Source organism: Pseudomonas sp. NPDC088444 (assembly GCF_044900175.1).
In the GTDB taxonomy this organism is placed as follows: domain Bacteria; phylum Pseudomonadota; class Gammaproteobacteria; order Pseudomonadales; family Pseudomonadaceae; genus Aquipseudomonas.
In genome coordinates this window covers 164,867-191,518 of record NZ_JBJDNK010000010.1, presented here as the reverse complement: position 1 = coordinate 191,518, position 26,652 = coordinate 164,867, and the positions used below count along the sequence as shown (strand labels likewise).

Below are 26,652 nucleotides of genomic sequence, written 5' to 3'. Positions count from 1 at the left end.
CGTGAACAACGAATTACGCAGTGGTGTTGATGCTGCCGGACTGCTGCAGTTGCGCCAGCGCCGCTTCTTGAGTGGCCAAGGTCGCGGTGGTCGTGGAAATCTGGCCCTGAATGGCCATGGCGCGCTGAGATTTCTCTTCGTCCGAGCCGCTGCCCGCTTGCGCGGCGGCCAGTTGCTGTTGCTGCTCTTGCAACTGCTTCTGGGTTTCCTTGATCTGTTGCTCCAGCTTCTCGATCGCTTGCTCGCTTTCGCTGGACGAGCTGGAACCGCCACCCGCGCCACCTGCGCCCGACGCACCGCTCGACGCCGACGTTTGCGAAGTAGAGGACGCAGTCGTGGCCGCGGCTGTGGTGGACGTGTCGCTGTCGGCGCCTGTGGTCTTGGTGTCTTTCTTGACCGTTACGGCGAAGGCGCTGGTGTAACTGCTGAGCGAGGATGTGCTGATACTGGTCATGACGGATCTCCTGTTTAGGTACATCGCTATCGACCGCACACCCCGTAAACTCTATGACTTTAGTGTATCTCGTATGTATCAGCGTCGAGATATGCCGGGAATTTCTGCCGGTACGCGGCCAGGCTGTCGGCGGACAGACTGACGTGAAACACGCCGTCGGCCTCGCCGATGTTCAGCAGGCTCTCGCCCTGGAAGTCCAGCACCTGACTGTCCCCGGTGTAGGACAGGCCTTTGCCATCGACCCCCACCCGATTGACCGCTGCCACATAACACAGGTTTTCGATGGCCCGTGCAGGCAACAACCGGTTCCAGTGCTGTCGGCGGGCCCCCGGCCAGTTGGCGGTGTACAGCAGTAGGTCGGTGTCACGGGCATCACGACTCCAGACCGGAAAGCGCAGGTCGTAGCAGATCAGCGGACGAATCCGCCACCCCTTGAGCTCGAACTGCACCTGGCGCTCGCCGGGGCTGTAATGCTCGTGCTCGCCAGCCATGCGGAACAGGTGGCGCTTGTCGTAATGCAGCAGCTCGCCATCAGGCCGCGCCCAGAGCAGGCGATTACGGTGGCTGCCATCGGCCGTGCGCGTAATGACACTGCCCGTGATAACGGCATTCAGGCGTTTGGCCTGACTCAACAACCACGTCGAGGTGACGCCGTTTTCAGGCTCAGCCAAGGTTTCAGAATCCATGGAGAAACCCGTGGTGAACATCTCCGGCAAGATCACCAGATCAGCGTCCTCGGCCTGAGACAACAGCTCTTCGAAATGAGCGTGATTGGCCGCGCTGTCGTGCCAGACCAGCGTGGTCTGAACCAAAGCGATGTTCAGGTTCGGCAGTTGACTCAGATCGCGCATAGTTTTTCCGCTGCCAGACGCAACGTCTCCTCTCGCTTGGGAAAGCACAGGCGAATCAGGCGCTGGCCTTCAGGCGGGTTCTGGTAGAACACCGAGGGCGGAATGCTCGCCACACCGTGTTCGCGGGTCATCCAGAGCGACATCTCGACATCATTCAGATCCGGGCGAATCTGCGAGTAATCGACCATCTGGAAATAGGTCCCTGCCGCGCGCGTGAACGTGAAGCGCGAGGACGCCAGACGATCACAGAAGAAGTCACGCTTGGCCTGATAGAACGCAGGCAGCTCTTCGACATGCTCAGGGCAGGCAGCCATGTAATCCGCCAGCGCCCACTGCAACGGGGTCACGCCGCAGAAGCCGACGAATTGGTGAATCTTGCGCATCTCGGCCGTCAGCGCAGGAGGCGCGACGAGATAGCCGGTTTTCCAGCCAGTGACGTGATAGGTCTTGCCAAAAGAGCTGACCACGAATGCACGTGCGTAGAGTTCTTCATGGGCCAGAACACTGGCGTGTTTCACACCGTCGAACACCAGATGCTCGTACACCTCATCGCTGACCAGATAAATATCGCGGTCACGAATCAGCGCCGCGAGTTGGTCCAGTTCGGCACGGGAAATCAAGGCACCACTGGGGTTGTGCGGCGTGTTGATGATGATCATGCGGGTCTTGGGGCTCAGTGCAGCGTTGAGCTGTTCCCAATCGATGGAGAAGTCGCCATTCTTCAATTGCACATGAACGCAGCGGCCACCGGCCAGCTCGACCGACGGCTCATAGCTGTCGTAACTCGGGTCGAAGACGATGACTTCGTCCCCTGCGCGTATAACGGTCTGGATGGCACAGAAGATCGCATGGGTCGCGCCGGGCGTAATGGTGATTTCGGTGTCGACGTTCACCTCGCGTCCGTAGCAACGCGCGATTTTCGCCGCTACTTGCTGACGCAATGCGGGCAGTCCGGCCATCGGTGCGTACTGGTTGTGGCCGTCCATGGTGTGGCGGCAGAGCGCTTCACGCAGCGCTTCGGGTCCGTCGAAATCAGGAAAGCCTTGGGACAGGTTGATCGCCCCGGTTTCGGTTGCAAGCTGGGACATCACGGTAAAAATGGTGGTGCCAACGTTCGGCAATTTGCTGGTGATCATGGGTCTTCCTGCTCTACACCCGGCTCCAGAACGGCAGGGGAACCGGCAGAATAGCCCAATAAACGGATACAAAAAAAGGCGCCAATGGCGCCTTTTCGAAGAAAGTCCGTTACCGAATCAGCGTTTATCCTTGCGCTTCTTCTCGGCTTTCTTGTGGTGCGACATCAAGCGACGCTTCTTGTTGACCTGGCGGTCGGTCAGCGTGTTCTTGTTGCCTTCGTACGGGTTTTCACCGCCCTTGAACTCGATGCGGATCGGCGTGCCGACCAGTTTGAGCACGCGACGGTAGGTGTTTTCCAGATAGCGCACGTAGGATTTCGGCACCTTCTCGACCTGGTTGCCGTGGATCACGATCAGCGGCGGGTTGGCGCCACCCAGGTGAGCGTAACGCAGCTTGATCCGACGGCCATTGACCATTGGCGGCTGGTGTTCGCTGATGGCGTCTTCGAGGATCTGGGTCAGACGGCTGGTCGGCCAGCGGGTTACCGCCGACTTGAACGAAGCCTGCACCGATTGATACAGGTTACCGACACCCGTGCCGTGCAACGCCGAGATGAAGTGAATATCGGCGAAGTCGACGAAGAAAAGACGACGCTCCAACTCGGTCTTTACGTAGTCGCGTTCGCTCGGCTGCATGCCATCCCACTTGTTCAGTGCAATGACAATGGCGCGCCCGGACTCCAGTGCGAAGCCCAACAGGTTCAGATCGTGATCCACGACGCCTTCGCGGGCGTCCATCACGAAGATCACCACGTTGGCGTCTTTGATGGCCTGAAGGGTCTTCACCACCGAGAACTTTTCGACTTCCTCGTGGATCTTGCCGCGCTTGCGCACACCGGCGGTGTCGATCAGCGTATACTTTTCTTCGTTGCGCTCGAACGGAATGTAGATACTGTCGCGGGTGGTGCCGGGCTGGTCATAGACGATGACCCGATCTTCACCCAGCATGCGGTTGACCAGCGTCGACTTGCCGACGTTGGGACGACCGATGATGGCGATCTTGATGCCGTCTTTCTCGCTCGGCCCAGGAATGCGCTTGGCTTCTTCGCCTTCAGCAACGTCTTCCTCTTCGCCCTCTTCTACTTCATCCGCATCTTTCGGGAATTCGCCCAAGGCAATTTCCATCATTTGCGAGATACCGCGACCATGTGCGCCCGCGATCGGGATCGCGTCGCCCATACCCAGCGGGCTGAACTCGGCGCGAGCCATGTCCGGGTCGATGTTGTCGACCTTGTTGGCCACGACATACGAGGTTTTGTTGCGCTTGCGCAGGTGCTCGCCAATCATCTGGTCGGCAGCGGTAAAACCTGCTTTGGCGTCCACCAGAAACAGCACGACATCGGCTTCTTCGATGGCCAGCAGCGACTGCTCGGCCATCTTCTCGTCCATGCCGTGTTCGTCACCGGAGATACCACCGGTGTCGATCACGATATAGGAACGCCCTTGCCACTTGGCCTCACCGTACTGGCGATCGCGGGTCAGACCGGACAGGTCGCCGACGATGGCGTCGCGACTGCGGGTCAGGCGGTTGAACAAGGTGGACTTGCCGACGTTCGGTCGACCCACCAGGGCGATTACGGGAACCATGCGGCTCTCCACTTCGTTATTTCAGAAAATACAAAAGCCGCTGCAAGGCAGCGGCCGGAGTTCGGAGCAGCACCCAAAAGTGCCGCAAGCCCCGTCAGGCGGGGCCGCGAGAGGAAAGCCGAAAGCCAGCCTCCTCAAGCATAGACAGCCACTACTTGATCGTCAGTGCTTCCAGCTTGCCGCTGTTGCCATAGACGTAAATGGTGTTGCCCGAGACCAGTGGACGAGCGCGCAGGCCGTCACCGTCGATTTTTTCACGCGCGACGAAATGACCGTCGACCTGGCTCAGCAGGTGCAGATAGCCTTCCATGTCGCCGACCGCCACGTAGCTGGAGAACACCTCAGGCGAACCCAACTGACGACGGGCCAGCGAATCGTTGCTCCACAGTGCAGTGGAGGAACGCTCGTCGACGCCTTCTACAGTACCGGTGGCCAGGGAAACGTAGACGCTGCCAAAGCCTTGGGCCACGCCCGAATAGCTCGATGCATCACGCTGCCACAGCACACGGCCGCTCTGCAGATCCAGCCCCGCAACACGACCCTGGTAGGTCGCGACATACAAGGTGCTGCCCGACAGCAGCAGGCCACCGTCGATGTCGACGACGCGGTCCAGCTCCGAGCGACCTTGGGGAATCGCAACCCGCTGTTCCCACACCGGCACACCATTGGTGGTGTCCAGTGCCACGACCTTGCCAGTCGACAGACCGGCGACCGCCAACTGGCTGGTCACCAGGGGTGCGCCCGTACCGCGCAGGGTCAGGACCGCCGGACTGCTTTCATAGATCCAGCGCTGATTGCCAGTGGCGGCGTCGTAGCCAATGACCCGGTCATCCTGAGTCTGGGCAACGACCACGTCACCGTTGGTGGCCGGAGCGGACAGCACTTCGCTGGTCGCCTTGGCCTTCCACTTCTGCTCGCCGGTAGATTCGTCGAGCACGATCACTTCGCCACGCAGGGTGCCGAGCATGACCAGACCGGAACCTACACCAACGGCGCCGGACACAGGCTGTTCGAGTTCTTTCTTCCAGACCACGTCACCGCTGCTGCGGTTAATGGCCATGACCAGACCATTGGCGTCGGCAGCGTAGATGTTCTCGCCATCGATGGCTGGAACCAACATGTTGTAGATGTCGCCCTGACCGTCACCGACCGAGCGGCTCCACAGCTTTTGCAGGGTCACTTCCTGTTTGAAGTCGACCAGTTCCGCCGGAGGCAATTCCTTTTTGCTGTTGCTGCTGCAACCCGCGGCCAGAACGGCCAGAGCCAGCAATGCTGCATGTTTCCAACGAATCACGTCACGCATCCCCTTTCGCCAGATCGTCGAGCTTCATTTGCAGGCCACCCACTGCCGATTGCTCGGACAGCGCAGCCTTGGCTTTCTTGTATGCCGCATACGCATCGTCGGTACGACCCAGTTGAACCAGCAGGTCGCCACGCAGTTCTTCACGGCTGGCTTCGAACGACTTGTCGACTTGACCGTCGAGCAGCTTCAGCGCGTCTTCCGCCTTGTTCTGTGCCGCCAGCACGCGAGCCAGACGTTGACGGGCGATCTCGCCCAGCGTCGGGTTGACCGGTTTGTCGGAAACGGCTTTCAGCTCGTTGGCTGCGTCGTCCAGCTTGCCGGTGTCCACCGCGACCTTGGCCACGAACAGACTGCCGTACTGGGCATACGCAGTGCCGCCGAATTCGCTTTTCAGCTTGCCAGCGATTTCAGCGACCTGACCGGCATCGGCCTGACCGCTTGGGGTCAGTGCCGTTTCAAGCAGTTGCTGGTACAGCGCCGAGGCACCTTGTGCCTGGTTGTTCTGATAGCGATGCCAGGCCTGCCAGCCCAACACCACGATCACTGCGAGCAGACCGCCGGTGACCAGAGGCTTGCCATTGCGCTGCCACCAGTCTTTAACCGCCGCCAGTTGTTCTTCGTCAGTACTCGACACCCCAATACTCCTATCCGCTTTCGCTTAAACGCTTGTTATCCAGCCTCAAGCCTGCGGAATGCAGGCGCCCAAGTGCTCGGAAAGAGCATCCCAGGCAACAGTCTGTTGTTCACCCTGACCACGCAGCGGCTTGACACCCACTTCCTGGCGCGCCAGTTCTTCATCACCCAGGATCAGCGCATACAGTGCACCGCTCTTGTCGGCTTTCTTGAACTGGCTCTTGAAGCTGCCTGCCCCGGCATTGACCTGCAGACGCAGGTTCGGTGCCTGATCGCGCAGACGCTCGGAAAGCGCCAGCGCCGCCAGCTCGGCTGCTTCACCGAATGCGCAGACGTACACGTCGAGGATACGGGAAATTTCTTCCGGGACCTGCTCCAGCGTTTCAAGCAGCAGCACCAGACGCTCGATGCCCATGGCGAAACCGACACCGCTGGTCGGCTTACCGCCCATCTGCTCCACCAGACCGTCATAACGACCGCCCGCGCAGACCGTACCCTGAGCACCCAGTTGGTCAGTGACCCATTCGAAAACGGTCTTGCTGTAGTAGTCCAGGCCACGCACCAGTTTGGGGTTGATCACGTAGGGAATGCCAGCCGCGTCCAGACGCGCTTTCAGGCCTTCGAAGTGAACCCGGGACTCTTCATCCAGATAATCCACCAGTTTTGGCGCGTCGACCAGCACCGCCTGGGTTTCAGGGTGCTTGGTGTCAAGCACGCGCAGCGGGTTGGTCTTCAGGCGACGCTGGCTGTCTTCGTCCAGTTGCTCGTGACGCGCCGAGAGGTACTCGACCAGCGCTTCACGGTAGCGACCACGGGCCTCACTGGTGCCCAGGCTGTTCAACTCCAGTTTGACCGCATCGCGAATGCCCAACAGGCCCCACAGACGCCAGGTCAGGACGATCAGCTCGGCATCGATGTCCGGACCGTCGAGGTTGAACACTTCGACGCCAATCTGGTGAAACTGGCGATAGCGGCCTTTCTGCGGGCGCTCGTGGCGGAACATCGGGCCGATGTACCAGAGTTTCTGCACTTGGCCGCCGCCCGTGATCCCGTGCTCCAGCACCGCGCGCACACAGGCAGCAGTGCCTTCAGGACGCAGGGTCAGCGAGTCGCCATTACGGTCGGCGAAGGTGTACATCTCTTTTTCGACGATGTCGGTGACTTCGCCGATCGAGCGCTTGAACAGATCGGTGAATTCAACGATCGGCATGCGGATCTGGCGATAGCCGTAGTTATCCAGCAGACGCGATACGGTGCCTTCGAAGTAGCGCCACAGCGGCGTCTGGTCCGGCAGGATGTCGTTCATGCCACGAATGGCTTGCAGGGACTTGCTCACAAAAATTCCTTGGAAAACGGGTTAGCCGCGAACGATCAGCGCTGCGTCGGCCTGGGCCTTTTCGGCCGCTTTATCGCGGATCAAGCGTTCGAGCTCGTCCACCAGGTTGTCATTGGTCAGCTTTTGCGACGGTTTGCCGTCGATGTAAATCAGGTTCGGCGTACCACCCGTGAGGCCGATGTGCGCCTCCTTGGCTTCACCCGGACCGTTGACCACACATCCGATGACCGCCACATCCATCGGCACGAGCAAATCTTCAAGGCGCCCTTCCAGCTCGTTCATGGTCTTGACCACATCGAAGTTCTGCCGCGAGCAACTCGGGCAGGCGATGAAGTTGATGCCACGGGAACGCAGGTGCAGCGACTTGAGGATGTCGTAACCGACCTTCACTTCTTCAACCGGATCGGCGGCCAAGGAAATTCGAATGGTATCGCCAATGCCTTCGGCCAGCAGCATACCTAGGCCGACGGCCGATTTCACTGTGCCTGAACGCAAACCACCGGCTTCGGTGATGCCCAGGTGCAACGGCTGGACGATTTGCTTGGCCAGCAAGCGGTACGCCTCAACGGCCATGAACACATCGGACGCCTTGACGCTGACCTTGAAATCCTGGAAATCCAACCGGTCGAGGTGCTCGACGTGGCGCAGCGCCGATTCCACCAGCGCAGCCGGGGTCGGTTCGCCGTATTTCTTCTGCAGGTCCTTTTCCAGCGAACCGGCGTTGACGCCGATGCGGATCGGAATGCCCCGGTCACGTGCAGCATCGACCACAGCGCGCACGCGGTCTTCACGACCGATGTTGCCCGGGTTGATACGCAGGCAATCGACGCCCAGTTCGGCGACGCGCAACGCGATCTTGTAATCGAAGTGGATGTCGGCGACCAGCGGCACCTTGACCAATTGCTTGATGCGGCCAAAGGCTTCGGCGGCGTCCATGTCCGGTACGGAGACGCGGACAATGTCCACGCCAGCGGCCTCCAGACGATTGATTTGCGCGACCGTCGCGGCGACATCATTGGTGTCGCTGTTGGTCATGCTCTGTACCGCGATCGGCGCATCACCGCCGACCGGCACTGAGCCGACCCAGATTTTGCGGGTTTCGCGACGTTTGATCGGAGATTCGCCGTGCATGTTATTGACCCAGCTTTATACGAGCCGTCAGGCCCTTGGTAAACGATGCGACATCGATGGGCTGGCCGTTGTAGCTGACCTGCGCAGCGCGCGCGACGCCTAGACGCAAAGCCAACGGCGGCTGGCCGCTGACATCGATGCTGTCGCCCGAATGTTTGACGCCGCTGCTCAGCACCTTGCCATTGCTGTCCCTGACTTCGAACCAGCACTCGCCGGTGAACTGGATCTGCACCTGACCAAAACCGGCCGGAACAGGTGTCGGCACTGGCACAACTGCAGTGGCCGAGGTAGAGGGTGCTGGCGCGGTATGCGCCGGTGCGGTCGGCGCAACGGGCGCGGTGGTCGCAGGGGCTGGCGTGGTTGGCACAGCAGCATTTGACGGTGCGGGTGCAGCCGGTTCGGTGTTGTTCAATGGCAGTGGTGCGTTGTTGCTCTGTCCTTCAGCGACGGCTTGATCTTCAGGCTCGTCCAGTGGATGAATCTGGGTGGTACCGTCGGCGCTTTCGACTTCCACGTGTTCCATGCCCAGACTGGTCGGCTCTTTGCCGCGCAGGGTCGACTGATCCTGCCACCAGACAAAACCACCGCCAATCAACGCCACCAACAGCAACAGACTGACAATGCGCAGGATGTTGTGGGACAGACGCACTGGCTCTTCGATACGGCCCAGCGCATGCACGTTGCTGCCTTTGCCGTCGGTGCCGGTGTACTGGTCGAACTGGCTGACCAGCGAATTCTGATCCAGCCCCATCAGTTTCGCGTAAGCACGGATATAGCCCCGAGCGAAGGTATGGCCCGGAAGCTTGTCAAAATCGCCCGACTCCACATAACCCAGGGAAGTCGCGGTGAGGTTCAGCCTCAAAGCCACATCTGGCAGCGACCAGTTTTTACTCTCGCGAGCCTGGCGCAACGTTTCACCAGGGTTCGTACGAGTGGCTGCTACAACTTCGGGATGCGCCGCTTTCATCATTGCTCCGACAGGTATTGCTGATATTCCGGCGTACCGGGATAGAGTCTTTTGAGTTGCAGGCCGTAACTGGCTGCCTTGTTGCGATCGTCATAAATCTTCGCCAGCCGCGTACCCAGCAGCAGGCTGCGTGCGTTCTGTTCGCTCAGTTGGCTGAACCGGTCGTAATAGTCACGCGCGGGCACATAATGCCTGTCTTCGTAAGACAACTCAGCCATTTCCAGCAAAGCGCGCGGTTGTTGACGGTCCAGCCTCAAGGCTTTGTCGAAATGCTCGCGGGCCACGTCACGATTGCCCAACATCAACGAGGTCATGCCCAGGTTTTCGAAGACCCTGGCACGCTCGGCATAGAGGTTATCATCGGCCGCCTGTTCAAAGCGCTCGTAAGCTTCCTTGTAGCGCTTCTGCTCGTAGAGAAAACTGCCGTAGTTATTGAGGATTCGCGCATCTTTCGGGCGCGAGGACAGCGCCTTGCGGTAATACTCGTCAGACAGTTTGGGTTCCGCTTCCGCCTGAAAGACCAACGCCAGCGCTGCGTTGGCGTCGGCATCGGAGCTGTCCAGCTCCAGTGCCTTTTTCAACGGAGCCTTGGCCCGCTCGGTCTGACCCTGCTGCAAATAGCCCAGGCCTAATTGGACGTAGGCCTGGCGAGCTTCTTCACGTCCCTTGCCGGTACTCAGCGGATTGACGTTGCCTGTGGACACGCAACCCACCAGCAATGTGGCAAAACACAGGAGCAGCGCCGCGCGCAGGGACATAGAGATCCTCTCAGTCAAATTCGCAATCAGGTGCGAGCCGCAGCGACCTGAGCCCCGTCGGCCTCGGCACTGAGCTCACGTACAGCGATGTAACGTTCGCTGCGGCGAGTGCGGTCCATTACCTGCCCGACCAACTGGCCACAGGCAGCATCGATGTCCTCACCGCGGGTGGTGCGCACGGTGACGTTGAATCCGGCGTGATGCAACGTGTCCTGGAAGCGCCGGATCGCATTGTTGCTCGGGCGTTCGTAGCCCGAATGCGGAAACGGGTTGAAGGGGATCAGGTTGATCTTGCACGGGGTGTCCTTGAGCAGCTCGATCATCTCGGCCGCATGCTCGGGACGGTCGTTGACGTCCTTGAGGAGCGTGTACTCGATGGTCAGAACACGCTTCTCGCCCAATGCCGACATATAGTTGCGGCAGGATTCGAGGAGCATCTGCAACGGGTACTTCTTGTTGATCGGTACCAGCTTGTTACGCAGCGCGTCATTTGGCGCGTGCAGCGACAGGGCCAGCGAGACGTCGATGTGCTGCGCGAGCACGTCGATCATCGGTACCACGCCGGAGGTGGACAGCGTCACCCGGCGTTTGGAAATGCCATAACCCAAATCGTCCATCATTAGACGCATGGCGGAAATGACATTGTCGAAGTTCAGCAATGGCTCGCCCATCCCCATCATCACCACGTTGGTGATGGCGCGGTCGATGGTGGCCGGGACACTGCCGAAGGATTTGTTGGCAATCCACACCTGCCCGATGACTTCGGCGGCGGTGAGGTTGCTGTTGAAGCCTTGCTTGCCCGTGGAGCAGAAACTGCAATCCAGCGCGCAGCCCGCCTGGGAGGAGACACACAGGGTGCCCCGCTTGCCTTGCGGAATGTAAACGGTCTCGACGCAGCTACCGGACTCAACGCGCACGACCCACTTGCGTGTGCCGTCGGCGGAAATGTCCTCGCTGACGACTTCAGGACCCCGAATTTCGGCACGACGCTCGAGTTTTTCCCGCAGCGCCTTGCCGACGTTCGTCATGGCTTCGAAATTATCGACGCCATAGTGGTGAATCCACTTCATGACCTGACCGGCACGGAAGCGTTTCTCCCCGATGGACTCGAAGAATTTTTCCATTTCCGGCTGGGTCAGACCCAACAGGTTGATTTTGCCAGTTGTTTCAGTCATGGATTCACCCTCACTCGCAGCAGCCGCTTAGCGAGTGGTTACCTCGGTAGCAGCGAAGAAGTAAGCGATTTCGCGAGCAGCAGCCGCTTCGGAGTCCGAACCGTGAACGGCGTTGGCGTCGATGGACTCGGCGAAGTCAGCACGGATGGTGCCTGGAGCAGCTTCTTTAGGGTTGGTAGCGCCCATCAGTTCGCGGTTTGCCAGGATGGCGTTTTCGCCTTCCAGAACCTGAACAACAACTGGACCGGAGGTCATGAAAGCAACCAGGTCGCCGAAGAAACCACGGGCGCTGTGCTCAGCGTAGAAACCTTCTGCTTCGGCTTTGGACAGTTGCTTCAGTTTCGAAGCGACGACGCGCAGACCGGCTTTTTCAAAGCGAGTGGTGATCTCACCGATGACGTTTTTTGCAACAGCGTCAGGCTTGATGATCGAGAAAGTACGTTGAACAGCCATGTGAAACTCCAGAAACGGTGATTGTTGCGAAAAATTAAACCCGCGAATTATACGCGGGTTCTGGTGTATTGCCTAACGTGCAAAGACGATCAGTCTATTTCAGCGGCCCAAAGGGGCTGGATCGCTTCCAGCACCTTCTCGCCGACCCGGCCCGACGTATCGTCGAAGCCCGGTAATTCCTTGATCATCTGTTGCAGTTTGACGAAGCCCACCGAATACGGATCGACGCCCGGATAGGCCTCGGCCAGTTCTTCGGCAATGCGTTGTACGTCATTCCAACCGTAGCTCATGACAATCCCTCGGTCAGTGCGGCGCTTCGGCTGCATGGTTTAGCGAATATTTCGGAATCTCGACGGTAAGATCCTCAGTACCGACCTTGGCCTGACAGGCCAGACGCGAGTGCGCTTCCAGCCCCCAGGCACGATCAAGGTAGTCTTCTTCCAGCTCATCCGCCTCCTCCAGCGAGTTGAAACCCTCGCGGATGATGCAGTGGCACGTGGTGCAGGCGCAGACGCCGCCGCAGGCACTTTCCATCTCGATATGGTGCTCATGCGCCAGTTCAAGGATCGACGTGCCTGGCTCGGCCTCAACCACCAGGCCCTCCGGGCAGAACTCGTGGTGGGGCAGAAAAATCACCTGCGGCATCAGTTATTCCTCAATCTCATTCAGGTTGCGTCCTGCCAGAGCGGCTTTCACCGTCGAGTCCAGACGACGGGCGGCGAACGCGTCGGTCACCTGCGACAGACGCTTGGTCTGCTGCTCGATAGCCGCACCGTCGGTGCCCTTGATCAATTCACGGAGTTCATCGACCTGCATGTCGATGACCATGCGCTCTTCGGCGTCGAGCAAACGCTCGCCATCAGCCTGCAAGGCCCCCTCGACAGCTTCGATCAGGCGCTGGGCATCAACCTGCTGCTCACGCAGCACGCGGGCCACTTTGTCATCACCGGCATACTGGAACGAATCCTTGAGCATGCGTGCGATCTCGCCATCGGTCAGGCCATAGGACGGCTTGACCTGAATGCTGGATTCGACGCCAGAGGCCAGTTCGCGAGCGGAAACGCTCAGCAGACCATCGGCATCGACCTGGAACGTCACGCGAATCTTCGCCGCACCCGCCACCATCGCAGGGATGCCGCGCAGGTCGAAACGCGCCAGCGAACGGCAGTCACTGATCAACTCACGCTCGCCCTGCAGGACGTGAATCATCATGGCGGACTGGCCATCTTTATAAGTGGTGAATTCCTGCGCACGCGCCACCGGAATCGTGGTGTTGCGCGGAATCACTTTCTCCATCAAGCCACCCATGGTTTCCAGCCCCAGGGACAGCGGAATGACGTCCAGCAACAACAGCTCGCCGCCGTCGCGCTTGTTACCTGCCAAGGTATCGGCCTGGATCGCTGCACCAATGGCAACCACTTGATCCGGGTCAATGGAGGTCAGCGGCTGACGACCGAACAGCTCGCCGACCGCTTCACGCACGCGAGGCACGCGAGTCGAACCGCCGACCATGACGACGGCTTCAACCTCGTCCAACTCAATACCGCAATCGCGCACGGCACGACGACAGGCCTTTAGGCTGCGAGCGATCATCGGCTCAATGAGCTCATTGAAACCCGCGCGCGTCAGCACGCCAGTCCAGGCGCCATGGACGACTTCAACCGATTCAGCATCGGTCAGCGCCTCTTTGGCGGCACAGGCCGTTTGCATAAGGCTGCGCTGCGCAGCCGGGTCCAGATCATCGGACAGCCCAGCCTCAGCGATGATCCAACTGGCGACGGCGTGGTCGAAATCGTCGCCACCCAGCGCGCTGTCGCCGCCCGTGGCCAAGACTTCGAAAACGCCGCCGGTCAGGCGCAGGATCGAGATATCGAACGTCCCGCCGCCCAGATCGTAGATTGCCACGACACCTTCGGCTTTCTGATCGAGACCATACGCCACGGCCGCAGCAGTCGGCTCATTGAGCAGGCGCAACACGGTCAGACCGGCCAGTTTGGCCGCATCTTTGGTGGCCTGGCGCTGAGCGTCGTCGAAATACGCAGGCACCGTGATGACAGCACCCACCAGATCGCCACCCAACGTGGCTTCTGCACGCTGGCGCAGCACCTTGAGGATGTCGGCAGACACCTCGACCGGGCTTTTCGCACCCTGCACGGTTTCGATGAACGGCATGTGTGACTCGCCACCGATGAAGCGGTAAGGCAGTTGCTCGCCCAAATGCTTCACATCGGCGACACCACGCCCCATCAGGCGCTTGACCGAAATAATGGTGTTCAGAGGATCAGTGGCCGCGGCGTCCTTGGCGGACTGACCCACTTCAACGCGGTCAGCGTGGTAGCGGACAGCCGACGGCAGGATCACCTGACCACTGGCGTCGGGCAGCGGCTCACTGATACCGCTGCGCAGGGCGGCGACCAGCGAGTTGGTGGTGCCGAGATCGATCCCGACGGCCAGACGGCGCTGATGAGGTTTTGGACTTTGGCCGGGTTCGGCGATCTGCAGTAGAGCCATTGCTGTTCTGATATCACTGGCGCGCCGCCCAGAGGCGGCGCGGGGTTAATCGTCGAGGCGCTCTTCCAGCTGGCGCACTTCGTAGGAGAGCTTGTCGAGGAACTGCATGCGGCGCATAAGGCGCTCCGCCTGCTCACGCTGTGCAGCATCATCCCAACAAGCCGCGAAGCTCTCGTTCAGTTCTTCCTGAGCCGCCTTGAGACGACGCTTGAATACCGCCACACCATCCAGATCCGCCTCATCCTGCAAGTCCTCGAGTTCCTCGCGCCATTGCATCTGCTGCATCAGGAAGTCAGGATCGTGCACCGTGACCTCAAGGGGCACTTCCCCCTTGAGCGCCAACAGATAACGCGCACGCTTGGGCGCGCTTTTCAGCGTCTGGTAGGCGTCGTTCAAGCTCGCCGAGCGCTCCAGCGCAACACGTTGCTCACGCTCGGGAGCGTCAGCGAAACGGTCGGGGTGCACGCTACGGGCAAGTTCACGATAACGCGAGGCCAGCAAGTCGAGATCCAGCAGGAAACCCGGCTGCAGGTCGAACAGAGCGAAATGACAAGGAGTACCCACGATAAGCCTCAGACGTTGAAGCTTTCGCCGCAGCCACACTCACCGCGCGAGTTGGGGTTGTTGAACTTGAAGCCTTCGTTCAACCCTTCCTTGACGAAATCGAGCTCGGTGCCGTCGAGATAAACCAGGCTCTTGGGATCGATGATCACCTTGACGCCGTGTTGTTCGAACACCGTATCTTCGCTTTCCGGCTCGTCGACGAACTCAAGTACGTACGCCAGGCCAGAGCAGCCTGTGGTGCGAACGCCCAGACGAATGCCATCACCCTTGCCGCGCCCCTCAAGGGAACGACGCACGTGGTTGGCGGCAGCTTCGGTCATGCTGATAGCCATCGTGACTCCTTACTGTTGCCAGCGGTGTAAAGACTGCTTAGAGCAGGCCTTTCTTCTGCTTGTAGTCGCGAACGGCAGCCTTGATGGCGTCCTCTGCGAGTACGGAGCAGTGGATTTTCACCGGCGGCAGCGCCAGTTCTTCGGCCAACTGGGTGTTTTTGATCGTTTCTGCCTCGTCCAGCGTCTTACCCTTCATCCACTCGGTGGCCAGGGAGCTGGAAGCGATGGCCGAACCGCAGCCGTAAGTCTTGAACTTGGCGTCTTCGATGATGCCTTGCTCGTTGACCTTGATTTGCAGGCGCATGACGTCGCCACACGCCGGAGCGCCGACCATGCCGGTGCCGACATCAGGATCTTCCGCGTTCATCTTGCCGACGTTGCGCGGGTTCTCGTAGTGGTCAATGACCTTTTCGCTGTAAGCCATGATGCAATCCTCATCAGTTTGCCGCTCTCACGGCACTTCAAAAACCCTGTTTTTAAAGCGCCGCGTTGGGTGGCGACTTTAAATTAGTGTGCAGCCCACTCGATCTTCGAGATGTCGACGCCGTCCTTGAACATGTCCCACAGCGGCGACAGAGCGCGCAGCTTGGTCACGGCTTCGCAGACTTTCTGCGCGGCGTAGTCGATTTCTTCTTCAGTGGTGAAGCGACCGAACGTGAAACGGATCGAGCTGTGTGCCAGTTCGTCGTTGCGGCCCAAGGCGCGCAGCACGTACGAAGGCTCCAGAGAGGCCGAGGTGCACGCGGAACCCGAAGAAACGGCGAGATCCTTGAGCGCCATGATCAGCGACTCACCTTCGACGTAGTTGAAGCTCAGGTTCAGGTTGTGCGGCACGCGAGCGGTCAGGCTGCCGTTGACGTACAGTTCTTCAAGGTGCTCGACCTGCTTGTAGAAGCGATCGCTGAGTGCCTTGATGCGCACGTTTTCAGCGACCATGTCTTCCTTCGCGATGCGGAACGCTTCACCCATGCCGACGATCTGGTGAGTGGCCAGGGTGCCGGAGCGCATGCCACGCTCGTGACCGCCACCGTGCATGGTGGCTTCAATGCGCACGCGAGGCTTGCGGCTGACGTACAGCGCGCCGATGCCCTTAGGGCCGTAGGTCTTGTGAGCCGAGAAAGACATCATGTCGACTTTCAGCTTCGACAGGTCGATGTCGACCTTGCCGGTGGACTGAGCAGCATCGACATGGAACAGCACGCCGCGCGAACGGGTCAGTTCGCCAATTGCAGCGATGTCGTTGACGGTGCCGATTTCGTTATTGACGTGCATGACCGAGACCAGAATGGTGTCGTCGCGCAGTGCGGCTTCGACCATCGCCGGAGTGATCAGACCGTCTTCGGTCGGCTCAAGGTAGGTGACTTCGAAACCTTCGCGCTCCAGTTGGCGCATGGTATCGAGAACCGCTTTGTGTTCGATCTTGCTGGTGATCAGGTGCTTGCCTTTGGTGGCATAGAAATGCGCTGCGCCTTTGATCGCCAGGTTGTCGGACTCGGTGGCCCCGGAAGTCCAGACGATTTCGCGCGGATCGGCATTGACCAGATCAGCCACTTGACGACGAGCATTCTCGACCGCCTCTTCCGCTTTCCAGCCGAAAACGTGGGAACGCGACGCCGGGTTACCGAAGTTGCCATCCACCAGCAGGCAATCGCTCATTTTCTGCGCAACACGCGGATCGACCGGGGTCGTCGCGGAATAATCGAGGTAAATCGGCAATCTCATTGAATATCTCCTATCGGGCAGGCGCGCCGCGCGTTCATCTGCGTTCACTCAACGGCGGATGTTTCAATCTTGTCCAGCATCTGCGTTTTGTTACCGCAACGACGCAGATCCTGACGTTGGGCGACTTCCTGCACTTCACGGCGAGTGACGAGGTCGGCCAGGCTGATACCGCTTAGAAATTCGTGAATCTGCTGGCTGAGGTCGCACCACAAATGGTGGGTCAAACAGGTATCGCCAGCATGACAATCACCGAGCCCCTGGCAGCGTGTTGCGTCGACCGATTCGTTGACCGCATCGATCACCTGCGCCACTTGAATCCCCTGCATGTTGCGGGACAGCTGGTAGCCACCGCCCGGCCCACGCACGCTGGAGACCAGATTGCTGCGGCGCAGCTTGGCGAACAGTTGCTCGAGGTAGGAAAGGGAAATGCCTTGCCGCTCGGAGATATCGGCCAGAGACACCGGCCCATGCTGCGCGTGCAACGCCAGATCCAGCATGGCAGTGACGGCGTATCGGCCCTTTGTAGTCAGTCGCATGACGTGTACCGCGGAGGTTCGGAATGAGAGCGAGTATGCTATTCCCGAGTATTTAAGTCAACTATAAGACCTAGTGAAACAGTCGGGATTACCCGCAAAGAGCGGGCGGCATAATAGCAAAACCGCAAGTCAAATAGTACGTTTCGACGACCCTTTTAGAGCCGTTTGCGTCAAATACCTTGACCGACCTTGGTCTCGTTGCGTTCCTTGATGCAATCGAATACTTCCTGGTGCAACTCCGGCAACTCTTTTTCCCGGTACTCACAACCCAGGCTTTTCAGGGCCTTGCCCATGTCTTCCATGCGCACATCGACGGCCTGCAAGTGATCGAGCAACTGGCCGATCGCACGGGCGACGGGATCCGGCATGTCCTCGCCAACACCGTAGGCATCGAAGCCGATTTTCTCGGCCATGGCCTTGCGTTTGGCTTCGGCGTCACTTTCATCGGTCTTGACGATGATTCGGCCCGGAATGCCCACAACGGTTGCGCCTGCTGGCACCGGCTTGGTCACCACGGCGTTCGATCCCACTTTCGCACCCGCACCGACGGTGAACGGACCGAGCACCTTGGCACCCGCCCCCACTACCACACCGGATTCCAGCGTCGGATGGCGCTTACCTTTGTTCCAACTGGTGCCGCCCAGGGTCACGCCCTGATACAGCGTCACGTCATCACCGATTTCGGCGGTCTCACCGATGACGATGCCCATGCCGTGGTCGATAAAGAAGCGTCGACCGACCTTGGCGCCGGGATGAATTTCGATTCCGGTCAACCAGCGACCGAAATTCGACACCATGCGCGCAGGCCACTTGAAATCCTTGTTCCACAACCAGCCAGACAACCGATGCAGCCAGATCGCGTGCATACCGGGGTAGCAGGTCAACACCTCGAAAGCGTTACGGGCCGCCGGGTCACGGTGAAATACACTTTGAATATCTTCTCGCAGACGCTCGAACATCACTGATCCTTCCGCTTGTAGGGCTCACCGTTGGCCGCTTTTTGGGTTTCGGTGAGGATGCCACGCAAAATGCTCATTTCGGATCGGTCGATTTCCGAGCGACCGTACAGGCGACGCAGTCTGGCCATCAGATGGCGCGGCTTGTCCGGATCGAGGAAACCAATGTTCACCAGAGTGGCCTCCAGATGCTCATAGAATTTTTCCATGTCATCCATTGTCACTCGCTCGGCAGTCGGCTCGACCTTCTCGACTTTGCTCACCTGCCCTTCCGTTGCCAGCCAGGCTACGCGCGTTTCGTAGCTGAGCACCTGCACCGCCGCCGCCAGATTCAATGAGCTGAAGTCAGGGTTTGACGGAATGTGGACGTGGTAATGACAACGCTGTAACTCGTCGTTGGTCAGGCCTGCGTATTCACGCCCGAACACCAGCGCGATCTCTTCGCCCTGCGCAGCGTGTTCAACACTCATGACGCCCGCTTCGCGGGGGTCGAGCATCGGCCAGGGGATCTTGCGGTCACGCGCACTGGTGCCCATGACCAACGTGCAGCCGACCAGCGCGTCTTCAAGGGTCGACACCACCTGCGCGGTTTCGAGGATATCGGTGGCACCTGATGCGCGCGCATCGGCATCGGCGTGGGGGAAATGAGCCGGATCGACCAGCACCAGCCGCGAAAGCCCCATGTTTTTCATGGCACGGGCCGCGCCACCGATATTGCCCGGATGACTGGTGCCGACCAGAACCACACGAATGTTTTGCAGCACGGCTGAAGTCTCGCTTGCAGGGGATAAAGGGGGACGAATCTTACAGAAGCACCGGCCCCAAGGCTATGAACCGCTGCTCCAAGGCCTTTACATACACCTTCAGGCGACGCACATCCACTCCCTCTGAGGCGACCGGACGCATGGGAAACGCAGCACTCGCGCTGGAAATCATCGACGAGAACCCCTAGAATGCCCGGCTCTCTTTAACGACCTAGGTGATTTATCCATGCAGCCCATGCTGAATATCGCGCTGCGCGCCGCACGCAGTGCCAGCGAACTGATTTTCCGCTCCATCGAGCGCCTGGATAGCATCAAGGTCGATGAAAAAGACGCGAAAGACTACGTAACCGAGATCGACCGTGCCGCCGAGAAGACCATCATCGATGCGTTGCTCAAGGCGTACCCGACCCACGGCATCCTGGGCGAAGAAAGCGGCCTGAAAGAAGGCACTGGCGAAGGCGCCGACTACCTGTGGATCATCGATCCGCTGGATGGCACCACCAACTTCGTACGTGGCGTACCTCACTTCGCCGTCAGCATTGCCTGTAAATACCGTGGCCGTCTGGAACACGCTGTCGTGCTGGACCCGGTTCGCCAGGAAGAATTCACCGCCACTCGCGGTCGCGGTGCACAGCTGAACGGTCGTCGTCTGCGCGTCAGCCCTCGCAAGAGCCTGGAAGGCGCCCTGCTCGGCACCGGCTTCCCGTTCCGTGAAAACCAGATGGATAATCTGGAAAACTATCTGAACATGTTCCGCTCGCTAGTCGGCCAGACCGCAGGCATCCGTCGCGCAGGCGCGGCCAGCCTGGACCTGGCTTATGTGGCTGCCGGTCGTTTCGACGCATTCTGGGAGTCGGGCCTGTCCGAATGGGACATGGCAGCAGGCGCTCTGCTGATTCAGGAAGCAGGCGGCCTGGTCAGCGACTTCAACGGTGGTCACGACTTCCTTGAAAAGGGTCACATCGTTGCGGGCAACACCAAGTGTTTCAAAGCGGTACTGACCTCGATCGCCCCGTTCGTACCTGCATCGCTGAAGCGCTAAGCTTCGCGATATCAAAAGAACCGGCCCTGTGCCGGTTTTTTTGTGCCTGCTCATCTGACAGCACAAAATCCTGTGGAAGATTCTATGGTGGCTGGCCAACCTTTTGCGCCACGCAGTTGGTTTCCACAAAGATCGTGCCGAATCCAAATTTTGTGTTGGACGCCAAACCTGTGGGAGCCGGCTTGCTGGCGAAAGCGATGGGTCAGTCACCGCTGCGATGTCAGATCTGACGCCTTCGCCAGCAAGCCCGCTCCCACCGGTTCACGCACGGCGATAATCTTGCGCACGTTTTCTCCCGCTCAATTCGCGGGACAGGTCAATAAAGTTCTGCAATGGCGGCAGTTGGTTGAAGCTGCGACACACCAGCGTAATCGGCGCATGCAACCGAGGCTTGGCTCCGGCGATCGGGCAGTAAACGACGCTTTCTTTGTGCACATCCCGCATGGACGCCGGGACAATGGAAATACCCGCCCCCGCCGCCACCAGGCTGACGTTGGTGAGCATTCGCTCGACCTCGAACGCGATCTTCAGGTTGAACCCTGCGTGCTGGCAGGCCGTGATCAGGTTGGCGTACATGCCCGGCGCACCCGGACGCCGGACCAGAATGAATTGCTCTTCGGCCAAATCCTGCAAGGCAATCGACGGCGCCTCCCCCGCCCCATCAAATCCTGCCAGCAAGCGATGCCCCACCGGCAGCGTCAGCAGCATTTCCTCGTTCAGCAAGCGATGAAACTCGATGCTCTGGTGACGACTCACCGGCGCCCGCAGAATCCCTACATCGACACTGCCATCGATGGTCGCTTCGGTGAGTTGCTGCGCGCTGCCTTCTTTCAGCGACACGGCTACAGCGGGAAAGCGCTCCCGATATGCCCGAATGATGCGCGGAATCAGCGGGTGTGCGGCCGCCGAACTGGTGAAGCCGACACTCAATTGTCCCTCGATGCCATGGGCCGCACGGGACGCTTTTTGCGAACCCTCTTTGACCCGAGCCAGAATGTCCTGAGCCTCTTGCAAAAACACCTGGCCGCCCGCCGTCAGATCCACGCCTTTGGGATGACGCTTGAACAGATCGAAACCCAGCTCTTCTTCAAGCGCACGAATCTGCTGACTCAGCGGCGGCTGTTGCATGTTCAAACGCGCTGCCGCACGGGTGAAATGACGCTCTTCGGCCACCATGACGAAATAACGCAGATGACGAAGCTCCATGGTGGTCTATCCCGCAACGAGGTTTTATGATTGCCGCCCGATCGATGCGACAGTGGTCGGCAAGCGTGCCCAATCCCCAAGAGGCTGACAAGGCGCGCTCATAACAATAAATACGCCAGTTCCGGAATGCCGATGCTCATCAGGCTTTTCAGCAGCACCACCTTGCAACTGCTCGTCGCTATCATCTGCGGCACGCTGCTGGGCGTGCTCGATCCTTATCTCGCAATCAATATGAAGCCATTGAGCGATGGGTTTATTCGCGTGATCGGCTGGTTGATGCCGTTCATGATGTTTCTGCTGATCGCATCGGGTGTCGCCGGTCTGCCTACTCGACAGAAAGGGCTGGCTGGCAGGATTCTGGTGTATTTCCAGAGCATGGCGCTGGTGTCACTGTTGCTGGGTGGCGTCATTGCCGAACTGACACATCCAGGCATCGGGGCGGTCACGCCTCATTTCTCGGCCCGCACCGTCGATGATGTTTTTTCCTGGCACGCAGCAGGTTCTGTGCTGGAGCGCGCCCTCACACAAAATCCCATCCTGCACGTCATGCTCGCGGGGCTTTTGACCGGCGTCGTCATGGGGCGATTCGGCAGCCATCCTCACGTTGAAGCCCTGCACAGGGTTCTGGAAAAGGCCGTCGAATGGCTTTTCAATGGGCTGCGATTGATCCTGAGATTCGCCCCCCTCGCTGCCTTTGGCGCTATCGCCTTCACCATCGGTAAATTCGGCCTGGCGTCAGCGCTCCCGCTGCTCAAGTTCGTGGCCGTGATGTATCTGGCGAGCGCAGCGTTCATCATCCTGGTGCTGGCGCCAATGGCCCACCTTTCGGGCATACCCGTGTGGTCGCTCGTCAAACACATCAAGGATGAACTGCTGCTCGTGACGTTTACCGGCTCATCGGTAGCCGCCTTGCCCGGCCTGATCGAGAAAATGCAAACGCTTGGCTGCGACCGTCAGCTCACACGACTGGTGCTGACCACGGGTTATACCTTCAACCTCAGCGGCTCGAATATCTACCTGATCACGGCGGTGGTGTTTTTGGCGCAGATGTCGGGCATCGAGCTGACGGGCGCAGAATGGCTGACGCTGCTGCTGATTTCGCTGGTGACCTCACTGGGGTCGACGAGCATGGCGGGGTCTGCGTTCTTCACCCTGATCGCGACACTCAATCTGCTGCACATCGTGCCGGTGGAAGGCGTCGGATTACTGCTAGGGGTCGAACGGCTGATGAAGTGCCGGGTGCTGACCAACGTGCTTGGCAACTGCGTGGCCTGCCTTGCGATTGCCCGTTGGCAGAATGCAGTACACCTGTGGGAGCGAATTCATTCGCAAGACGATGATGCCGGCGATAAATCTTCTGTGCCTGAACTACCGAATCGCGAATGAATTCGCTCCCACAGGGATATCGATCTATAGACCTCAGCCCTTGGAAGACAACAACTTCTCAAACGCCTGATCCAGCTTGCCTTCCGCCTGCGTCAGCTTTTCCCGACGTTCATGCAGCCAGGTCTGGTCGGCGTCCAGCGTCTTGTGCGCTTCGGCCAGCATGCGCTTGACCTCCTCGGGCTGCGGACCGCCAGTGCCTTTTCGGGTCTTGACCATATTTTCCGGCGACAGCGCCGCACGGAAGGTCGCCTCATCCAGCGGCAAAGTGTTCTGCTTCCACTGGTACTTGTCAGCGGCTTTGGTGAACAACTTCTGCGCGTCGGCATACGGGAAGGTCTTCGGCGTCAGGCCTTGATCCCGCGCCTGCTCGACGATCAGCGAAGCAAAGCTGTGGCCGATGCGAAACGGTACTTTCTGTGTACGTTCCAGGGTATCGGCCAGCTCCATGGACGTGGTCCACTCGTTCTCCAGCTCTTCGCGAGCGCGCTGCGGATTGACCTGCAAGGCGTCAAGCACCGCGTCCATCGCACCGAACATCTCTTTGGTCGAATCGAACACCCCCAACGAATCAAACGCGAACTTGTAATCGGTCATGCCCGTGGTGACGTTGTGGGCGCGCAAGGTCACGGTCTGGGCCAGTCCCACCACATCCGACGCTGATTCGCGAGCACGCATCAACAGACCCGGATTGCGCTTCTGCGGCATGGCGCTGCTGGTGTAGGTCTTTTCTTCGTCCAGCAGGAGCCACGGGCGAATCTGGTGGTACTGGGTGTGAATGTCGCCGATCAGAGCACCGATGCGAATGGCCGACGATGAAGCGATGTTTGCCGCCTCGATCGGGATGTCGTAAGTCGAGACCTGGCTGGAGTCCAGCGAGTTCTCACGCACGCCATCGAAGCCCAACAGCTCGGCCATACGCTCGCGGTTCAGCGGGTACGCCGAGTTGGCCAGCACGGCAGTGCCCATCGGGCTGAGATTCAGGCGCTGATACAACTCGCGAACGCGCTGCCCGTCACGATCAAATGCAGCCTCGAACGCCAGCAAGTAGTGGGCATAAGTGATCGGCATCGCCTGCACGCCATTGGTGTAGGCCGGGATCAGCGTATCGACGTTCTTGTCCGCCAGTTCCAACAGGCGCTTGCGGGTGGCGTTCAACGCTTCGCTGTAGGCGAGCACATCGGAACGCAGCTTCGCGAGGCGGTAGGTCGCGAGCATGTCCTGACGACTGCGCCCCGAGTGAATCAGCGAGGCTTCGGGGCCGATCTTGTCGGTCATGATCTGCTCAAGTTGCAGCACATCGCTGGGGCGCTTGCCGTTGGGCTGGTCGGCCTGATCAATGGCATACCGCACGCCAGTGGCGATCTTCTGACCCATGTCGGGTTTGACGATGCCTTCCTCGGTGAGCATGACGATCGAGGCTTTGTTGATCCGGTTCAGCCAGGAAAACTGGCTCTCGGTCTTGCTGCCTTTGGTTTTGGACTTGTCGACAGTCGCGCCGATTTTCGCGGCCTGAGCGGCGCATTGCTCAGTGGTCGCACACGGCAACTCGGCGGTGTTGGCCGCATAGGCGCCATAGCTGTTGAACAGTGCAAAAGCGACGGCCAGATGAATGAGTGTTTTTCGTGCAGGCATTTCAGGCTCCGTTGCGGCAATGGCCGAGGGTGAGCGTTGTCGGGAAAAGGTTGAACCGGGCGCGACTCATAACAACGGCAGTGTGTAGCTGACGATGACGCGGTTCTGGTCGATGTTGTTGCCGCCGTTGCTGCGGTAGGTGCCGTTGCGCCATTTCAATTCGAGGTTCTTGAGCAGGCCGCTCTGGAACACATAGGCGATGTCGGTGTTGCGTTCCCACTCGGTGCCCTCTTTATTACCACGGGCGAAGTTGTCGCCTTGTAGATAGCGGGTCATGAAGGTCAGACCGGGCAACCCAATGGCGGCGAAGTCGTAGTCGTAGCGCGCCTGCCACGAGCGCTCTTCGGGGTTGGCAAAGTCGGGAGAAATCATCACGTAGTTGACGAGAAAGGAGTCGGTGCCCGCCAGGTGCGGAAATCCGGTTTCCCCGCTCATTTTCTGGTAGGCCACGCCAAAACCGTGCCCGCTGATGTTGTAGGTAAAGCGCGCGCCCACGGCGGTGTTGTCGACGTTGGTGTTGCCGTCCTTGAGCGAGCGCGCATAGCGCAGATCACTCTTGATCGACTGGGACTCACCCAGTGGAAAACTGTGCAGCAGCGTCACGATGTGCTGCTTGTAGTTGTTCTCCAGACCGCCGTAGTTGTAAGAAGTGGTCAGGCCTTTGGTCCAGTTGTAGCTGGCGCTGGCAAAATCGAACTTGTCGCTGGGACGCCCGCCTTTGATGCCTTTGCCTTCCGCTTCGATGTCTTCATGGCCACTGTCGTTGCGCTCGGTATTGCTGGTCAGCCGACCGACATTGAGGGTCATGTCGGTGATGTCTTTGGAGGTCACCTGTGCGCCGCGAAACGTCTGCGGCAGCAAGCGCCCGTCGTTGGGCAGCACGGTAGGCAGCCTGGGCATGAGAGTGCCGACGCGCAGCACGCTCTTCGAAATCCTGGCCTTGGCCGTCACACCGGAGCGACCGTAATCGTCCGGCGCTTTCTCGTCGCCTACCGGAAGCAAACCGGTGTTGCGCCGCTCAGGCCCCGAATCCAGCTTCAAGCCGAACAGGCCGATGGCATCCACGCCGAAGCCAACCGTACCTTCGGTGAATCCGGATTCGTAATTGAGGATCAGGCCTTGTGCCCACTCGTCACGTTTGGACTGACTGGCGCCGTCCTGACGGTAATCGCTGTTGAAATAGAAATTGCGAAATTCGAGATCAGCCTTGCTGTCCTCGAAGAAGTCGGCTTCGGCAAAGCCGGGAAAGGTCAGGCTCAGTCCGAGGGCAGCCGCAGACGTGAGACCAAGAGATACAGGGCTCTTATGCATTTTTATTCCCGCATGGCGTGGCGTTTTTTATTGGATTTATTCAGGTGGCCGGATCAGGGAAAGGCCCCCGTCGACCACGAGCAAAAGCTTACGCGGCGGGAATTCAAATAAAAAATATATAGTTAATACCTATTCAAGATTTTTTAGATATTGAAATTTCCGTAGCAGTCCGGCTTGTCGGCGGTGGCGCCTTCGAGAGCGTCACCGCCGGCAAGCCGGGCTGCTATAGATCATTGGTTTTCCTCAGACAAAAAAAATACCCCTGCGAGAGGGGTATTTTTTTACAACCGACTTACTGAGCCGCTTGGCTCAACTCCAGTTGGCCGTCTTTGTTGACCGGGATTTGACTGCCCGGATCACGGTCCATACGTACCTGACCCACCTTGTCGTTCAGCTTGTACTTCACGTTGTAGCCCACGACTTTGTCGCTGATGTCATTGACGGTGTTGCAGCGGGTTTCGGTCGTGGTGTAAGTATCGCGGTTCTGCATGCCTTCCTGAACCTTGTTACCCGCATAACCACCGCCGACCGCACCGGCAACGGTCGCGATTTTCTTGCCGTTACCGCCACCGACCTGGTTGCCGAGCAGGCCACCTGCCAAGGCACCGACGACTGTACCGACGATTTGATGCTGATCCTTCACCGGAGCGCGGTGAGTCACGGCAACGTCCTTGCACACCTCACGTGGGGTCTTGATCTGTTCTTTGACAGGCTCGACGGCGAGCACGTCGGCGTACTCCGGACCGTTGTTTTTAACGAGGCTGTAGGTGGCCAAAGCACCACCGGCAGTCACACCGACAGCACCCAATACCGCACCAACGAGCAACGACTTGTTCACGATGAACCTCCTGACCATATTCAGCGTGATTGCTCACGCTACTCCCAGCCTTGGAGCACAAAAAAAGG

The 26,652-nt window shown here is 59.2% G+C and carries 28 protein-coding genes; 2 read left to right on the top strand and 26 right to left on the bottom strand.

The annotated features are described in order from the left end of the window. Positions 1 to 13: 13 nt before the first annotated feature. The 22 genes from ACI2KB_RS20520 to trmJ all read right to left on the bottom strand — a co-directional run bounded on the left by ACI2KB_RS20520 (position 14) and on the right by trmJ (position 19,169). Positions 14 to 454, bottom strand: coding sequence for a hypothetical protein (locus ACI2KB_RS20520; protein ID WP_404637328.1), 441 nt, complete (start codon positions 452 to 454; stop codon positions 14 to 16). A 59-nt stretch (positions 455 to 513) separates the two neighbouring features. Continuing rightward, entirely contained in the window at positions 514 to 1,305 is a 792-nt protein-coding gene (locus tag ACI2KB_RS20515; protein ID WP_404637326.1) for an amidohydrolase, read from the bottom strand. Beyond that, positions 1,293 to 2,441, bottom strand: coding sequence for a pyridoxal phosphate-dependent aminotransferase (locus tag ACI2KB_RS20510; protein ID WP_404637324.1), 1,149 nt, complete (start codon positions 2,439 to 2,441; stop codon positions 1,293 to 1,295). The genes ACI2KB_RS20515 and ACI2KB_RS20510 overlap by 13 nt, the downstream gene beginning before the upstream one ends. 117 nt (positions 2,442 to 2,558) lie before the next feature. After that, a complete protein-coding gene (gene der, locus ACI2KB_RS20505; RefSeq protein ID WP_404637322.1) occupies positions 2,559 to 4,028 on the bottom strand; it encodes a ribosome biogenesis GTPase Der in 1,470 nt (489 codons plus the stop codon). Positions 4,029 to 4,179: 151 nt separating this feature from the next. Beyond that, entirely contained in the window at positions 4,180 to 5,331 is a 1,152-nt protein-coding gene (gene bamB, locus ACI2KB_RS20500) for an outer membrane protein assembly factor BamB (RefSeq protein ID WP_404637320.1), read from the bottom strand. Beyond that, positions 5,324 to 5,965, bottom strand: a complete 642-nt coding sequence (locus tag ACI2KB_RS20495) for a YfgM family protein (protein ID WP_404637318.1) — start codon at positions 5,963 to 5,965, stop codon at positions 5,324 to 5,326. Before ACI2KB_RS20495 ends, bamB begins: the two co-directional genes overlap by 8 nt. Positions 5,966 to 6,010: 45 nt before the next feature. Further along, a complete protein-coding gene (gene hisS / locus ACI2KB_RS20490) occupies positions 6,011 to 7,300 on the bottom strand; it encodes a histidine--tRNA ligase (RefSeq protein WP_404637316.1) in 1,290 nt (429 codons plus the stop codon). 21 nt (positions 7,301 to 7,321) lie between these two features. Continuing rightward, entirely contained in the window at positions 7,322 to 8,431 is a 1,110-nt protein-coding gene (ispG, locus tag ACI2KB_RS20485; RefSeq protein WP_404637314.1) for a flavodoxin-dependent (E)-4-hydroxy-3-methylbut-2-enyl-diphosphate synthase, read from the bottom strand. Position 8,432: 1 nt separating this feature from the next. Beyond that, on the bottom strand, positions 8,433 to 9,398 hold the full coding sequence (locus ACI2KB_RS20480; RefSeq protein ID WP_404637312.1) for a RodZ domain-containing protein: 966 nt from the start codon (positions 9,396 to 9,398) through the stop codon (positions 8,433 to 8,435). Beyond that, positions 9,398 to 10,156: a type IV pilus biogenesis/stability protein PilW gene (pilW, locus tag ACI2KB_RS20475; protein WP_404637310.1), complete on the bottom strand. Its 759-nt coding sequence runs from the start codon at positions 10,154 to 10,156 to the stop codon at positions 9,398 to 9,400. Before pilW ends, ACI2KB_RS20480 begins: the two co-directional genes overlap by 1 nt. A 26-nt stretch (positions 10,157 to 10,182) precedes the next feature. Next, a complete protein-coding gene (gene rlmN, locus ACI2KB_RS20470) occupies positions 10,183 to 11,331 on the bottom strand; it encodes a 23S rRNA (adenine(2503)-C(2))-methyltransferase RlmN (protein WP_404637308.1) in 1,149 nt (382 codons plus the stop codon). 27 nt (positions 11,332 to 11,358) lie between these two features. Continuing rightward, the gene (gene ndk, locus ACI2KB_RS20465) at positions 11,359 to 11,784 is read right to left on the bottom strand and encodes a nucleoside-diphosphate kinase (protein ID WP_404637306.1); all 426 of its coding nucleotides are present in this window, start codon (positions 11,782 to 11,784) and stop codon (positions 11,359 to 11,361) included. An 89-nt stretch (positions 11,785 to 11,873) separates the two neighbouring features. Beyond that, positions 11,874 to 12,074 carry a Fe-S cluster assembly protein IscX gene (gene iscX, locus ACI2KB_RS20460; RefSeq protein ID WP_404637304.1) on the bottom strand — a complete coding sequence of 67 codons (201 nt, stop codon included), beginning with the start codon at positions 12,072 to 12,074 and terminating at the stop codon, positions 11,874 to 11,876. 13 nt (positions 12,075 to 12,087) lie between these two features. After that, positions 12,088 to 12,429, bottom strand: coding sequence for an ISC system 2Fe-2S type ferredoxin (fdx, locus tag ACI2KB_RS20455; protein WP_404637302.1), 342 nt, complete (start codon positions 12,427 to 12,429; stop codon positions 12,088 to 12,090). A gap of 3 nt (positions 12,430 to 12,432) precedes the next feature. Continuing rightward, positions 12,433 to 14,295 carry a Fe-S protein assembly chaperone HscA gene (hscA, locus tag ACI2KB_RS20450; protein ID WP_404637300.1) on the bottom strand — a complete coding sequence of 621 codons (1,863 nt, stop codon included), beginning with the start codon at positions 14,293 to 14,295 and terminating at the stop codon, positions 12,433 to 12,435. Positions 14,296 to 14,340: 45 nt separating this feature from the next. Further along, complete coding sequence (gene hscB / locus ACI2KB_RS20445) at positions 14,341 to 14,859, bottom strand: co-chaperone HscB (RefSeq protein WP_404637298.1); 519 nt, start codon at positions 14,857 to 14,859, stop codon at positions 14,341 to 14,343. Between the two features lie 8 nt (positions 14,860 to 14,867). Beyond that, positions 14,868 to 15,191 carry an iron-sulfur cluster assembly protein IscA gene (gene iscA / locus ACI2KB_RS20440; RefSeq protein WP_400598025.1) on the bottom strand — a complete coding sequence of 108 codons (324 nt, stop codon included), beginning with the start codon at positions 15,189 to 15,191 and terminating at the stop codon, positions 14,868 to 14,870. 37 nt (positions 15,192 to 15,228) lie between these two features. Further along, entirely contained in the window at positions 15,229 to 15,615 is a 387-nt protein-coding gene (gene iscU, locus ACI2KB_RS20435; protein WP_062383507.1) for a Fe-S cluster assembly scaffold IscU, read from the bottom strand. 83 nt (positions 15,616 to 15,698) lie between these two features. Further along, positions 15,699 to 16,913 carry an IscS subfamily cysteine desulfurase gene (locus ACI2KB_RS20430; protein WP_404637296.1) on the bottom strand — a complete coding sequence of 405 codons (1,215 nt, stop codon included), beginning with the start codon at positions 16,911 to 16,913 and terminating at the stop codon, positions 15,699 to 15,701. Between the two features lie 44 nt (positions 16,914 to 16,957). Next, positions 16,958 to 17,449 carry a Fe-S cluster assembly transcriptional regulator IscR gene (gene iscR, locus ACI2KB_RS20425; protein ID WP_404637294.1) on the bottom strand — a complete coding sequence of 164 codons (492 nt, stop codon included), beginning with the start codon at positions 17,447 to 17,449 and terminating at the stop codon, positions 16,958 to 16,960. A 170-nt stretch (positions 17,450 to 17,619) separates the two neighbouring features. Further along, positions 17,620 to 18,408: a serine O-acetyltransferase gene (gene cysE, locus ACI2KB_RS20420; RefSeq protein ID WP_404637292.1), complete on the bottom strand. Its 789-nt coding sequence runs from the start codon at positions 18,406 to 18,408 to the stop codon at positions 17,620 to 17,622. Then, the gene (gene trmJ / locus ACI2KB_RS20415) at positions 18,408 to 19,169 is read right to left on the bottom strand and encodes a tRNA (cytosine(32)/uridine(32)-2'-O)-methyltransferase TrmJ (protein WP_404637290.1); all 762 of its coding nucleotides are present in this window, start codon (positions 19,167 to 19,169) and stop codon (positions 18,408 to 18,410) included. The genes cysE and trmJ overlap by 1 nt, the downstream gene beginning before the upstream one ends. Positions 19,170 to 19,395: 226 nt before the next feature. On the opposite strand from trmJ, the gene suhB reads away from it, so the two are divergent. Continuing rightward, complete coding sequence (suhB, locus tag ACI2KB_RS20410; protein WP_404637288.1) at positions 19,396 to 20,211, top strand: inositol-phosphate phosphatase; 816 nt, start codon at positions 19,396 to 19,398, stop codon at positions 20,209 to 20,211. Positions 20,212 to 20,472: 261 nt separating this feature from the next. Here suhB and ACI2KB_RS20405 read toward each other — a convergent pair whose 3' ends face one another. After that, complete coding sequence (locus ACI2KB_RS20405) at positions 20,473 to 21,417, bottom strand: LysR substrate-binding domain-containing protein (protein WP_404637286.1); 945 nt, start codon at positions 21,415 to 21,417, stop codon at positions 20,473 to 20,475. Positions 21,418 to 21,549: 132 nt separating this feature from the next. On the opposite strand from ACI2KB_RS20405, the gene ACI2KB_RS20400 reads away from it, so the two are divergent. Then, the gene (locus ACI2KB_RS20400) at positions 21,550 to 22,803 is read left to right on the top strand and encodes a cation:dicarboxylate symporter family transporter (protein WP_404637284.1); all 1,254 of its coding nucleotides are present in this window, start codon (positions 21,550 to 21,552) and stop codon (positions 22,801 to 22,803) included. 33 nt (positions 22,804 to 22,836) lie between these two features. Here the strand turns inward: ACI2KB_RS20400 and ACI2KB_RS20395 are convergent, their stop codons facing one another. The 3 genes from ACI2KB_RS20395 to ACI2KB_RS20385 all read right to left on the bottom strand — a co-directional run bounded on the left by ACI2KB_RS20395 (position 22,837) and on the right by ACI2KB_RS20385 (position 26,584). Continuing rightward, positions 22,837 to 24,435, bottom strand: coding sequence for an argininosuccinate lyase (locus ACI2KB_RS20395; RefSeq protein ID WP_404637282.1), 1,599 nt, complete (start codon positions 24,433 to 24,435; stop codon positions 22,837 to 22,839). A gap of 66 nt (positions 24,436 to 24,501) precedes the next feature. Further along, a complete protein-coding gene (locus ACI2KB_RS20390; protein WP_404637280.1) occupies positions 24,502 to 25,746 on the bottom strand; it encodes an OprD family porin in 1,245 nt (414 codons plus the stop codon). Between the two features lie 292 nt (positions 25,747 to 26,038). Then, entirely contained in the window at positions 26,039 to 26,584 is a 546-nt protein-coding gene (locus tag ACI2KB_RS20385) for a glycine zipper 2TM domain-containing protein (RefSeq protein WP_404637278.1), read from the bottom strand. Positions 26,585 to 26,652 lie beyond the last annotated feature (68 nt).